This window comes from Streptomyces akebiae (assembly GCF_019599145.1).
Taxonomy (GTDB): Bacteria; Actinomycetota; Actinomycetes; order Streptomycetales; family Streptomycetaceae; genus Streptomyces; species Streptomyces akebiae.
Genome location: NZ_CP080647.1, coordinates 1 through 12,439, shown reverse-complemented (window position 1 = coordinate 12,439; position 12,439 = coordinate 1). Strand labels below are relative to the sequence as shown.

Genomic DNA, 12,439 nt, shown 5'->3' with positions numbered 1-12,439 from the left:
CAAGAGGTAGGGGCCGGTCGTGGGCCCGTGCTGCCCAGGGGTTGGTGGTGCGTCGTCTGCTGGAGCGGCAGCAGGCGGGGGAACTGGCCACGCGGCATGTGCGTGCGGTCGCGGAGACGGTGGGTGTCTCGGAGCGTACGGTGTGGCGCTGGCTGGAGCAGGCCAAGACGACCGGGCAGGTGGAGGCGCCGGTCCGGCAGGGGTATGCGGTGTCGGACGAGGTGTGGACGCTGCTGGGCGAGGTGGCAGGGAATGTCGCTGAGCTGAGACGCCGGCTGGCCGCGGCTGGCGGGGCGTCGGTTCCGTCGGCGTCGACACTGCACCGGGTAATCCGCAGGGACCGCCGGGCGGGCCGGGCGTTGATGGTCGAGCGGGAGCACGTGGTGGCCGGGCCACGCAGGCCCGATCCGCTCAGCGAGCTCGGCCTGAACGTCGTGGCCGGCCAAGGCACAGGCGGGCAGGTGATCCTGCGGGAGCAGAAGCATCTGGCGCAGGTTCCGGTCCTGGTGCCGGGCGCGCAGGTGGTGCACACGTCCGCTGTGCGGTCGGTGCTGCGGACGGTCGCGCACGCGGCCGCGGTGGGGGCGGTGGTGTGTCTGTACGGCGACGCCGGCCAGGGCAAGACCGTCGCGCTGCAGTACGCCCTGTCCCAGCTGCCGCACCCGGCCCGGGTCCGCCGGGTCCATGTCGGTGTGCATCCGACGGTGCCGGAACTGCGCCGGGTGCTCGCGGACGCCCTCGAGCTGGGCAGGCGGCTGCCGCGCGGGGCGGTGGAGGCCGACCTGACGCTGGTGAACGCGCTACGGCAGCCCCGCGTGCTGGTGCTGGACGAGGCACAGCGTCTTCCGGGGCCGGCGCTGGAGTTTCTGCGCGGTCTGTGGGACCACCCGGACACGGACACGGCACTCGTGCTGGCGGGCGCGGGCAGCGAACGGGCGCTGCGCCGGGTGCCCGCGCTGGCCTCTCGGGTGCTGACCTGGGAGTTGGTGCCTCGTCTTCGCCCGGGCGAGGTGGCCGCAGTGATGGCGGCCTTCCACCCGCTGTGGGAGGACGTGAGCGAGGACGATGTCGCGTGGGTGGACGAGCATGTGGGCCACGGCAATTTCCGGACCTGGGCGAAGCTCACCTCGCACCTGACCGCCGAGATCTACGGCAAGAGCCGTGCGGTAGTGGACCGCCGGATGCTGGAGCGGGCCTGCGCACGGCTCATGGGGCCGCTGTGACCGGCGCCTCCGGGATGGGAGAGGCTGGCAGCCACGAGGACGGGCACGCGCGGGGAGGTCTGCCTTCTTCCTCCCTGTCGGCGCTGCGCGGCCCTGCCGTGCGCCGGCTGCTCGCCCTGCGGCAGGACCAGAAACTGACGTCCCGCCATGTACGGCTGATGGCGGAGTCGTTGGAGGTGACCGAGCGCACGGTGTGGCGGTGGCTTGCCGCTGCCGAGCGTGACGAGTCCGCGGCTGCGGAGCCCGGGGCGCGGGCCCAGAGCAAAGGGCGCTTCTCCGTCACTCCGGAGGTGCGCCGCCTGCTGGCCTTGTGGAAGGGCAACGTCGCGGCGGTCCATCGTGAGCTGACCGCTCGCGCGGCCAAGGGCGAGGGGGAGCCTCCTCCGTCGATCCCGACGCTGCACCGGGCGATCCAGCGGGATCTGACGCCGGGGGAGCGGGCGGGGCTTGCGGGAGGGGAACGTGCGGCACGCAAGCACGATGTGTTCCTGGCCCGGGCGCGCGGCTGGCGCAACCAGGTGTGGGAGACCGACCACGTCCAAGCGGCGGTGCTGGTCGACGTCGAGGGCAAGGCCCGCAGGCCGTGGATCACCTGGTTCACCGACTGCGCGACGAACGCGATCACCGGTGTCGCGGTCACGCCGGGGGATCCGTCGCGGGAGTCGGTACTGGCCGCGCTGCGCTCCGCGGTCCTGCGCGAGGACCCCTACGGCCCGATCGGCGGCCTGCCCGAGAAGGTACGGGTGGACCGCGGTAAGGACTTCCTGTCCCGGACGGTGACCGCCGCGTTCGATCTCCTCGACGTGACGGTGGAGGACCTGCCCGCCTACACCCCCCACCTCAAGGGCACCGTGGAGGGCCTGAACCGGGCGGTGGAGAGTATGTTCCTGGCCGCGCTGCCCGGCTATGCCCGCCAGCCGCGCCCCGGCAAACGGGCTTCCCGCCCGAAGGACGAAGTGCTGCTCGGCTTCGAGGACTTCACCGCCCGGCTGCTGGCCTGGACGCTCTGGTGGAACACCGAGCACCGCCCGGCGCCGTTGCGGGGAAAGACTCCGCTTGAGGCGTGGCAGGGGGATCCCACTCCGCTGCGGGACGTGCCCGCGACGGATCTGTGGACGTTCACCCTGGAGGACGCCGGCACCCGCACGCTGACCACCCGCGGCATCCGCTTCAGGAAACGCGACTACGTGGGGCCGTGGATGACCGGCCAGACCGGGATCCAGGTCCGCATCCGCTTCATGCCCCACCACGACCACCGCATCGAGGTGTACCACGCGGCCACTGGCCGCTATCTGGGTCCCGCGGACCTGGCCGACCAGGCCACCGAGGAACAGGTCAGCGCCGTACGGCGAGCACGGGCCGCCCGTGCGCGCCGTCTGAAGAAGGACCTGGAGGCTTCCCAGCGCGAGCGCTACGCCGCCGCCATCCAGCCCGAGGCACCTCAGCGGCTCGGCGCGCTGACCACCGCGCAGGCCGAGGCCGAACTCGCCCAGACTGCCGGGACCGACCTCGCGCAGCTCGCAATGCCGGACCTCATCCCGCCCGCCGCGCCCCCGGCCGACTGGCGTACCCCGCCTTCCCTCGCCACCCGGACCACGCCCTGCCTGCCTGCTCCCGTCCCGTCCGAACCTGCCTCCGACGGCCCACTCGAACCCAATGCACAGACTGCTGAAGACGGAGACGCCTCGTGACCGCGGCCACCTACCAGTACGTCGACCTGCCCGATGCGTCCGTGGTCACCACCCGTGCCCTGCTCACCGCCCGGGAGAACATCTCCGACACCGTCGCCGCCCGCGCCATGATGTGCATCCACGGCGGCGCCGGCTTCGGCAAGACCCTCGCCGTCAACATCTGCCTGCGGGGACTCGAGCCTCACGAGGACGTCCGCAAGATCACTTTCCGGGCCCGTCCCACCGCCCGTGCGGTGCGCTACGAGCTGTTCACCGCGCTCGACCTGGCCGGTGAACCGCCGCGTCATCCCAGTGAGTTCGACCGCCTGCTGAAGACGGCCCTGGCTGAACGTCCCCGCACCTTCCTCGTGGACGAGGCCCAGTGGCTCAACGGGGAGGCATTCGAGTACTTCCGCTATCTGTGGGACGAACCCTCAACCCAGCTCGCGATCATCTTCGTCGGCGGGGAGGGCTGCCACACCGTGCTGCGCCGTGAACCGATGCTGTCCTCCCGCATCTTCATCTGGCAGCACTTCACCCGCCTCACCCCCAGCGAGGTCCTGGAGGCCATCCCGCTGTTTCATCCGGTCTGGGTCGACGCCGACCCCGATGACATCACGTTCGCCGACCAGCACGCCGCGCACGGCAATTTCCGCGCCTGGGCCCAGTTGACTGCCCACACCCGCACTGCCCTGGCCCGCACCGGCCGCCCCCGGGTGGATCAGGAGCTGCTGCGCTGGGCCTTCAGCCGCCTCGCCTGACCACCACGTCACCATGCCGCCAGCCGTGCCACCGTCCGTCGCCGTGGTCCTCGACCCGGGCGACGACGCGGTCCACACGCACACCGCCCTGGCCGCCCACCATCCGCCGTCCGGCCGGATCACCCTGCACCCCGGCCCGGGCACCACCAGCGAAACCGGCCTCGCCCACGACCTTCTGGCCGCTCTGGGCAAACCGCCCCTGCTCCCGGGCCGTTTCCCCGCCGGCCGTCAGCCCGCCTGGGAAGCCGCCACCGCCTGGATCAACGCCCTGCCCGTGAACCGGCTGACCGTCCTGCGCGCCCACCGCCTCACCGCCCGCCGCACGATGCGCCTCCTGGAGCTGCGCGCCCTGACCGGCATTCACCTGACCCTGGTCTGCCACCGCCCTCACCTGCCCGCCGCCCTGCACCAGGCCCTGCAGACGGCCGACTTCGCCATCACCGCCGACTTCCAGGCCGCCCGCCGCCACTACTACGGCACAACCGCTCCCGTACCCCGGCCTGCGGAGGAGCCCGCCCGGCCGGCCAACCGGTGGCTCACCCTGCCCGCACTGGACCGCCTGGTCTCCTACGACAGCCCTGCCCCCTGTACCGCCCCGTGCGTACCGCCGCCGATCACCTTCCGGCACCGCCCGCCACCGACACCCCTCACCGAGCAGGCAGTACAGGAAGTCGCCCGACGCCTCTCCACCGTGACCGCCCACCCCCGCCTGGCCGCCGCCCTCGCCGCCGCCCTCTTTACCGGCGCATCCATCCAGCAGCTCGCCACCGCCCGCCCCGGCGACTACGACGCCGCCGCGGCCACCCTGGCCCTGCACGACCGGACCCGCTACACCGACGGCTGCGCCTCGCACCGGGTGCCGCCGTGGGCACGCGTCTCCCTGAAGGCCGCCGTGTCCTTCGCTCAGCTCGCGCCCGGCCAGGACCAGCATCTGCTGGCCGGCCCCCACGACCGCGTCCACCTGCTGCGCATGGCGGAGGCGGCCAGGCTCCGCCCGCCGCAGCCGCCTGTCGGTCAGCGCACCGGCCCTGTCGGCCGCATCCAGTGGGACTGGCGCGAACGAAAGGAAGCACAGTGCTACGACACGATGCTGACACGGCACCAGATGCCGCCCTCGCTCTGAGCTCGAACCCGCGTGCACGTCAGTCGATGGAGAAAACGGCGAACTCCACGTCGGTGAAGGCGATTCCGAGCCCATGGGCACGCAGGCCTCCGTCCCGGAAGTAGGCATGCCCCAAAGCACGGGCGAGGATCACCATCTGCTGCTGCTCACCCCCGCCGGCGTCCCGGGCGGCGAACAGCTCGCGGGCCACTTCTCCCGACAGGTACTGGGTGATCAGCCGTACCCGCGGATCGTCCGACGAGCCTGCCGGAGCGGCGAAACCGAACCGCGCCCTGGTGTGGAAGACAAACCCGTCGGCCTCGGCCCGGGCCCGTCGGCGGGCGCGCACCAGGGGCTGCCACCGTGCCCTGACGGCCTCATCGATCAACCCCGCATGCACAGCACTTGGACGGCGACGCATTCCCGGCCGGGTCGTGACCCACCTTTGTACCGTGCGCTGGGAGATCCCCAGGAGGACAGCCATGTTCTTCGTGGAGCCCTTCTGCGCCCTGAGCAGGAAACGCACAGCGGCGTCACCAGTAGGCACCGGACGGCTCAGCAGCGCTCGCTCAAGCCCTTTGACGATCTCTCCCATGTCCTCCCCCCGAGCCGTTCTGCCGCCGCACAGCGGCCGTCTGCTCCCTCAGGTCTTTCACACTGGCCCGTTGCCTTTGGCCAGTTCCGGCGTACGCGAGACATCCCTGCGGGTCCTCGGCTACTGACTCTGCTGTCCTATCTCGAGCCTGAGCTCGTCTCACTGAACCTGATCGCCGCTCCGTAGGGTTCGCGCGGCACCCAGCTGGTCGAGCAGCGTCCGTCTTTAAGAAAAGCTAGCTAACTTCTACTAGGTTTCTATAGTCTTCTCCTCGTGAACTCCTACAGCGAGGACCTCGCCAGCGTCGAGCGTGAACTCCGTGAAGCCGAACTCGAGCGTGACCGACTCGGAGCTCATATCGAGGGGCTCAAGGCCAAGCGGGACGCCTTCAAGAAGCTGAGTGCAGCGGTGTCCGAGCCGGGGTCGGCGGTCCAAGACCTCACCAAGGCGGATGCCATCGTCAAGATCCTCAGGGCGTCGCCTCAGCCCATGTCTCTCGGTGATATTGCGGATGCTTTGACCGCCGGGGGCAAGCAAGCCAACCGCAACGGCGTCTCCGTCTACATAGACGGTCTGCTTAAGGCCGGCCGCGTCGTCCGTGTTGCCCGGAACCAGTACCGCGACGCCTGACAACTTCACTGAGGTGCGCCCATAGTTCGGTGAGCGACACCCGGCACTGGGCCGACGCCGCCCAGCTGCCGCCGGCAGACCTCGCGCGGATGCTGGGCACCTATGCGGCCCGGGTGATGACGCCGCGCGGCTCCACCGCCGTCACGGGCCTGGAGCTGATGACCGCGCTGCATCGGCCGACCCGCGCCTCCGAGCCGGACGCGACGGGTAGGCGGCATTCCGAGCACAACCCCGGTTCGCTGGGCAAGGACCCGGTGGACTGCGCGCCGTGCGAGGCCCCCGACGGGCACCCACAGCTGAAGGATCTGCCGCGCTTCCACCGCCGCACCCGGCCGAGGTCCTGGTGGAGGAGGCGTACGACTGGGCACGGCCGCTCACCGACGCCGAATGCACCCTTCGGCACCTGGTGGGCGTCGACGTGAACATGGCCTTCGCCGCCGGCGCCAACGGCCTCACGGTCGGCCTCGGTGCGCCGTCGTACATCAAAGCGCCGGTGTTCGACGCGAAGTTGCCCGGTGCGTGGCTGGTCGACCTTTCCCACGTCGACCTGTTGAGGGTGAAGGTCGCCAAGGACAAGTGGGCGGACCTGGACGCTGACCTGCTGCCTAGCCCGTTCACGCCGAAGGGTGAGCGCCCGACGGTGGTGGCCTGGTACGCCACGCCGGCCGTGGCGTACGCGGTGGAGCTCGGCTACGACGTCACGCCGATCGAGGCGTGGGTGCGCTACGACAACGGCCGTTACCTGGACGGCTGGTACAACCGGCTGCGCGACGCCTACCTCGCCACGATGGCCGACATCGGCGTGCACGCGGACATGCCGCCGGCCGACTTCCTCGCGGCGATGGACGGCTACCGGCAGCGTGACCCGCAGCTGGCGATCGTGGTGTCGGCGATCAAGGCGACCGTGAAGGACGGTATCGGCAAGCTGCGCGAGCGCCCTCGCGGGGAGGGCTGGAAGCCCGGGCAGCCGTGGCGGGCCCTTGCCCGGCCCACCTGGCGCCCGGACATCCGCGTCTCAGGTGCGGGAGCGGCAGCTGGACTTCGGGGACGTTGAGGTACTTGGCCATCCTCGTGGCGGTGCCCCGGGCTGCCACCGGAGCCCGGGGCACTGACCGTTACCTGCCTCGGATTGAGGTGATGAGGTTGATGAGGGCGGCCATCAAGGACGTGGTGCCGCTGATGATCGCGGCGATCTCGCTGGTGTTCATGGGGGCCTTTCGGGTGCCGGGGCCCGGCCCGGCCCGGAGCCGGGCGGGCGGTCGGCTCGGCCCATAACCAGCAGTCGCTGCCCGGCTCCATGATGCACGTCCCTTCATGAAGCCGCCTATCGCCCAGGAGGGTTATCGGCGCAGGGCCCAGGTCATGACGCGGGCGAGGCCCCAGGCGGCGCCGGCGGCGGGGAACAGCGGGAGGGCCGCGGCGAGGTTGCCGAGCAGGATCAACACGACGGCGATGCCGAAAACGATCGTGCCGATCACGGTGAAGACGTAGAAGGCGATGCGCGGCGCGACCCGGGCGGCCTTCTCCCGCAGCTGGCGGCGGCGGTGGGCGCGGCGCAGGTGGGCGACTTGGCGTACGCGTCCCCGTGCGGCCCGCACGTCGTTCTTCTTGACGTCGAGGTCGGCCTCCATCGCGGAGAGCAGCGCGGAGAACGCCTCCGTCACGTCGTGGGCGTCGAGGCCGGTGTCCACCGTGGCGAGGAGCGCGGCAATGGCGTCGGTGACCTCGTCGTCCTCCTTGGTGTCGACGGCCGTCTTCAGCGCGGCGAGCCGCATGTCGAAGCCGGTCTCGATGACCTCGATCCGGTGGGCGGGGGAGGCGCTCATGATGGTGCTCCTGTGCTCGGTTTCGTCCTACGCCCGATACGACGAAGGGCCGGGACCCGACTGTGAAGTCGCAGGTCCCGGCCCGTACGGCGATCGTCTAACGGAAGCGTCCTACCATGCGCGCTCCTCTCGACGTGGCATCAGGTCGCATGCTGCTAAGCCCTCTTGGGCTCCGACGTAACGGGTGTACGGGCGGGCTGTGACCTGCGCGGGGTAAGCCCCGCCGACTGCGGAGCCTTGAGGGTCGGGTCGTCCCACACTGCTACGGGAGTGCGGGCGGCCCGAATGCGCCTGACGATGCTGGCGATGAACGACGTCACGGCAGTGACGACGATCGAGACGATGAACAAGATGCGGTTGAGCACGGGGTTGGTCTCCTTCTCGATGGGCTTGTAATCCGTGGTCACGTTCTTGGTCGTGCTTCTGTCCTTCTTGGTCGTGGGGTTCAGGGCGATCGGCGATAGCCCCACTCGGGCCAGCCGATGAACGCGGAGGGGATCGGACCGATCCGCGCCATCCGTTGGCCCGCGAAGGGATACCCCCAGGCCCTAGTCCTGCAGGTGCTCACGCAGGCGCTGACGCACCTTTTCGTCCTTGAGGGCGGCCTGCGCCAGGGACAGGTCCTTGCGTACCGAGGTGACCTTGATGCCCAGCATCTCGGCGATCTCGGCGTTCTCGAACTTGCCGACGTGACGCAGCACGTAGGCCTCGTGCTGCCGCTCGGGCAGCACCTCACTCAGGACGGCCCGGACGCGGAGGTACCCCTCCGTCGCCTCGACGACATCCGGGTCCGTCCACTTCTCCGGCACGGCGCCGTGCTTCTCCAGCGCACGCGCCTCCGCATGAATACGGCGCAGTTCGTCCACGGCCCGCCTGGAGAGAATGGTGGCGATGAACCCGCTGGGGTTCGTGATGACCTTCGGGTACGTGGGGAGGGTTTTGACGATCTGCTCGATGCCGATCTGCAGGACGTCCTCGCCGTGGTGGTACGACACGATGCGCCTGGTGAGCGCGAGCCAGTGCGACCTGTGCGTGACGAGGAGCTCCATGACCGCCTCCTTCGCCTCCTCTGCGGTCATGGCGCGTTTCTTGGCACGGTTCTGGAACAGCTCGGGGATCACTCGCGCCCGCTTACGCGGTCGCCCTGACCCTGCGACTGACTCGGTCACGTTGTTCTTCTCCATCGATCTTCTGGTGACGCCGCCACACCGACCGAGCGCCACCGGGCCGCTACTGCCCCTACCAACCACGACGTCGTGGCTGCGGCACGAAGTGTGAACTGGCAGGTCACAGCGGGAGCTTCCGGGCACGCTGCGCACCAACTCATGCGCCTGGACGGCCGGATACGCGTCGGCGGGCCGGGACGAAGGCCACTGGCCCGCCGCCCCCGTGTCTCACGTCAGGGCCGGGACCAGGACGGCCAGCAGCGCGATGAAGAGCGTCATGACACTGAAGAACACGAAGCTGCCGCGGCCGATGGCCGTGGAGACCGGTGCTCCTCCCTCGCGGGCGACGTTGTATCCGATCAGGCCTGCGATGGCGGAGACCGCGGCGAGGGTGACCAGTGCCAGAAGCAGGGTCAGGAGGTTCTGCGTGCTCACGCCGCACCCCGCTGGTTCTGCCGACGGGTGACGGCCTTGGTGTGCAGCTGTTCCGGGATCCAGATCCGCTTCTCCCGGGCCGCCTGGTACAGGACCGTCCGGAAGCGCGACCTGCGCTGGCGGGCGGCGGCGGGGGAGAGCTTCAACCGCTCGGCGATCTCAGCGTCGGGAAAGCCCATGACCGTCAGACGTACGACCGCCTGCGTGTGCGGCGCCTGCTCATCGAGGATGTCCTCGAAGTCCGTACTGAACACCTCCGAGTCGATCTCGTAGCTGGCGGCCTCGAGCAGTCCGCCGATGCCGGCTTCGTTCGCGGCGTCCTCGGTGAAGTCGTACACGGCATGCAGATGGGCCCAGTGGACCCGCTGCCTGGCCCATCTCACGTACGCGCGCCGGAACACCCACACGCACTGGCCGATGAAGTACGACATCAGGCTGCAGGCGCCGCGGGGTCCGTGGTGGTCGGCCTTCCAGCCCTGTCCACGCTGCAGGTCGCGATGGAACTTACGTGTCGCTTCGGTGAGGACGTCGACCATGATGATGTCCCGCTCGAGAGGGCTGCTGCGCAGCAGGCTCATGTCGTCCTCGTGGACGAAGAACTTCCAGCCCCGCTTCTTGCACTGCCTCACGGCAAGCCGGGCAAGCGTGCCCTCGCGGAGCATGCCGAGCAGGCGCGGCTCGGCCTCCCGGATCAGCTCGATCTCGAACACCTCGTAGGCCAGCCCTTCGAAGCCGCAGCTGGCCAGCTCCTCGATCCGCGCGGCGTCCTGCCCGATCCGGGCCGTGTGCTCCCCGCCCAGCACCGCGTCGATGGTCTCGAAGATCTCTACATCTACGCTCACGGCATAAACCCCCTCGTCCTGGCCTGCTTCAGACCTCCACCGGTTGCTTTAAATGCGCGCGATGAAGCTGCGAAGCAGATCGCTTGTTGTACGGGGTTGTGTGCAGGCGAAGTTGGTGAACGTGACACACCAGCTGAAAATCTTTTTTCGCGAGGCTCAAATACGAGCTTGCGGGCCCGTTATTGCTGCACGGACCCGCAACCGAAACCCACTATCCGGCCATGGGCCGGGCGCCCCTGTGTCCCCATCCTGAGGGGCCAGAGCCGCGCCTCACCTGCAGGCGGGCTCGCTCACGCCCACTGGATGCCCAGCTTGCGCAGCGCGTCCAGCTGCTCCTCCGTGAGCTTCTCCCGCCTGGCCCGGGTGTTGGAGACCCATACGCCCAGCTTCACGGTCACCGGCTCCGCCTCGCCGGCGACCGCGATCTCTTCGCTGTGGCCGCGGGGCACCGGCTTCTGGCCCTCCCGTTTGATCCACTGCGCGAGGGCTGCCATGCCTCGCTGGAACGCCTGTTGCGCCTTGCTCGGGCCCTTCGCCGCCGTACGGCCGGCCGCTGCTGCGGGGGCGGCAGTCGGTGCCACGAGCGGTGCGATGCCCAGTGTGGTGAGCCGTTCCTGTTGGTTGGTGGGTAGCTGGGCCCAGGTGCCCGGCTGCTTCTGCTGCTGGAGCCACTTGCCGATGTCGTCGCCGTCCATCAGCACGCCGGGTGCGATGTCGGGGAGTTGGCCGTCGGCGTCGACGAGGTCGGCGAGGACGCGGTAGTGGCGTTGCCAGTCCAGTGGCCACGGGCAGTCCCAGTCCGGGTCGATCTCGGTCAGCTGCGCCGCGCGCCGGGCGGCCCGCTCCGGGTCCTTGCCCAGGCCGTTCTTCGCGCCCTTGCGCCGGAGGTTGGCCATGTGCTGCCCGACGGGCACCATCGCCTCGCCTTCGCCCCACAACTGATCCTGGCGCGGGGCGAGGTGTCCGGTGGCCCGCCGGTAGGACCGGAGCGCGGCGAGCTTGTTCTCCCACGCCTCCTCGCCCGGCTCCCAGACCATCCCGGCCTCTGGCGCGTTCAGGAGGACCTTGCGCCGCTCCTCCAGCTCACCGGCCCGCAAGGCCTTGCGCTGCTGGTGCACCCACCGCCCAAGCGGAAACGCCTTCGTCGCGCCGACTTCGACCTCGACGTCGTAGGGCACGGCGTAGAGGCCGGTGATCTGATTCTCCGCCCGCCAGCGGATCAGGGCCTGGTAGCCCTCGAGGCCATACCAGGGATTCGGGCCGGTAGACCCGGGTGCGCAGGAACGCCGCGATGGTCGCGGCGTCGCGCGGGCTGGAGAAGTGCAGCAGGGCCGATTCTGCCGCGGCGTCGGTTTCGTTCTGCTCTTGGTCCTCGCCGTCGCTCGCGCCGCCGGCCCGATGATCCGCCCGTCCTCGTCGCGCTGGAGGTGGACCTGGCGCTTGCCGCTGGTGAGGGCGCGGGAGGCGAGCTGCTCGACCAGGCGTTCATCGTGGCTGCGCAGGCCCTGGAGCACGGCCACGAGCGGCTTGAAGCTGGCGGAGGCGACCATGTTGGTGGGGTCTTCGCCGGGCTCGAGGAACACCGGCACGATGATCCTGGCGACCTTGGTGCTGCCGTCTTTGTTGAGCCGGAGGGCGCGGCCGATGTTCTGCACGATCTCGACCTGGGAGCCGCGGGTGTCGGCGAAGCAGACGGCTTCGACGCCCCGTTCGCCGGTGATGTCGACGCCTTCTCCGAGCACGCGAACGCTGGCGAGGAAGGCGCGGTGGACTCGGCGCCCGGCTGCGTCGATGCCGCCTGCGAACTGCCTGATGACCTCGCGCCGCTCGGTCACGAGGTGGTCCCCGCACAGCCACGCCGACCACACCCGGTCCGGCGGCACGTGGCGGCCGGCCTCGAGTTCGTAGAACTCCGCGTTGATGGAGGACTTCGGCAGCTTGTCGGCGGCGGCCAGGTCGTCGTCGGTGGCGTCGTTCATGTACAGCTCGGCAGCCGTCGCCGGGAGCTTCTCCGCGAACGCGGCGGCCTCTTCCACCTTCTGGTGGAACGTCATGACGGTCTTGAGGTTCCACTTCGCCGCGTGTTCCAGGAGCGCGGTCTGCAGGAGCGCCAGACGCCGGCCGCGCCGGGCTTCCTCGGACTCCCCGACGACGGGGGAGGGGTCGCGGATCTCCAGGACGTCGATCTC

At 69.9% G+C, this 12,439-nt stretch carries 12 protein-coding genes and 2 pseudogenes; 7 read left to right on the top strand and 7 right to left on the bottom strand.

The genetic code is table 11. The features are described 5' to 3' along the window. Positions 1–47 precede the first annotated feature (47 nt). The 4 genes from K1J60_RS00065 to K1J60_RS00050 all read left to right on the top strand — a co-directional run bounded on the left by K1J60_RS00065 (position 48) and on the right by K1J60_RS00050 (position 4,777). Complete coding sequence (locus K1J60_RS00065; protein ID WP_220644298.1) at positions 48–1,223, top strand: ATP-binding protein; 1,176 nt, start codon at positions 48–50, stop codon at positions 1,221–1,223. A 98-nt stretch (positions 1,224–1,321) separates the two neighbouring features. Then, positions 1,322–2,914 carry a Mu transposase C-terminal domain-containing protein gene (locus tag K1J60_RS00060; protein WP_220651191.1) on the top strand — a complete coding sequence of 531 codons (1,593 nt, stop codon included), beginning with the start codon at positions 1,322–1,324 and terminating at the stop codon, positions 2,912–2,914. After that, a complete protein-coding gene (locus tag K1J60_RS00055; protein ID WP_220644297.1) occupies positions 2,911–3,654 on the top strand; it encodes an ATP-binding protein in 744 nt (247 codons plus the stop codon). Before K1J60_RS00060 ends, K1J60_RS00055 begins: the two co-directional genes overlap by 4 nt. A 13-nt stretch (positions 3,655–3,667) precedes the next feature. Further along, the gene (locus K1J60_RS00050) at positions 3,668–4,777 is read left to right on the top strand and encodes a hypothetical protein (RefSeq protein ID WP_259407472.1); all 1,110 of its coding nucleotides are present in this window, start codon (positions 3,668–3,670) and stop codon (positions 4,775–4,777) included. Positions 4,778–4,796: 19 nt separating this feature from the next. Here the strand turns inward: K1J60_RS00050 and tpg are convergent, their stop codons facing one another. After that, entirely contained in the window at positions 4,797–5,351 is a 555-nt protein-coding gene (gene tpg, locus K1J60_RS47015; RefSeq protein ID WP_220644296.1) for a telomere-protecting terminal protein Tpg, read from the bottom strand. Between the two features lie 273 nt (positions 5,352–5,624). On the opposite strand from tpg, the gene K1J60_RS00040 reads away from it, so the two are divergent. The 3 genes and pseudogenes from K1J60_RS00040 (at position 5,625) to K1J60_RS45440 (ending at position 7,256) form a co-directional block, all read left to right on the top strand. Next, the gene (locus K1J60_RS00040; protein ID WP_220644295.1) at positions 5,625–5,981 is read left to right on the top strand and encodes a hypothetical protein; all 357 of its coding nucleotides are present in this window, start codon (positions 5,625–5,627) and stop codon (positions 5,979–5,981) included. A 35-nt stretch (positions 5,982–6,016) separates the two neighbouring features. Further along, positions 6,017–6,999: pseudogene (locus tag K1J60_RS00035) on the top strand (telomere-associated protein Tap); the annotation flags it as partial. 128 nt (positions 7,000–7,127) lie between these two features. Then, entirely contained in the window at positions 7,128–7,256 is a 129-nt protein-coding gene (locus tag K1J60_RS45440) for a hypothetical protein (RefSeq protein WP_259407470.1), read from the top strand. A 65-nt stretch (positions 7,257–7,321) separates the two neighbouring features. Here the strand turns inward: K1J60_RS45440 and K1J60_RS00030 are convergent, their stop codons facing one another. The 6 genes and pseudogenes from K1J60_RS00030 to K1J60_RS00005 form a co-directional block, all read right to left on the bottom strand. Beyond that, positions 7,322–7,807 (bottom strand): hypothetical protein, encoded by a 486-nt coding sequence (locus K1J60_RS00030; protein ID WP_220644294.1) that lies wholly within the window; start codon positions 7,805–7,807, stop codon positions 7,322–7,324. A gap of 155 nt (positions 7,808–7,962) precedes the next feature. Beyond that, a complete protein-coding gene (locus K1J60_RS00025; protein ID WP_220644293.1) occupies positions 7,963–8,277 on the bottom strand; it encodes a hypothetical protein in 315 nt (104 codons plus the stop codon). A 78-nt stretch (positions 8,278–8,355) separates the two neighbouring features. Beyond that, positions 8,356–8,886 carry an RNA polymerase sigma factor gene (locus K1J60_RS00020; protein ID WP_220644292.1) on the bottom strand — a complete coding sequence of 177 codons (531 nt, stop codon included), beginning with the start codon at positions 8,884–8,886 and terminating at the stop codon, positions 8,356–8,358. A 315-nt stretch (positions 8,887–9,201) separates the two neighbouring features. After that, positions 9,202–9,408, bottom strand: a complete 207-nt coding sequence (locus K1J60_RS00015) for a hypothetical protein (RefSeq protein ID WP_220644291.1) — start codon at positions 9,406–9,408, stop codon at positions 9,202–9,204. Further along, a complete protein-coding gene (locus K1J60_RS00010; protein ID WP_220644290.1) occupies positions 9,405–10,250 on the bottom strand; it encodes an RNA polymerase sigma factor in 846 nt (281 codons plus the stop codon). The genes K1J60_RS00015 and K1J60_RS00010 overlap by 4 nt, the downstream gene beginning before the upstream one ends. A gap of 290 nt (positions 10,251–10,540) precedes the next feature. Next, positions 10,541–12,439: pseudogene (locus K1J60_RS00005) on the bottom strand (Helicase associated domain protein); the annotation flags it as partial.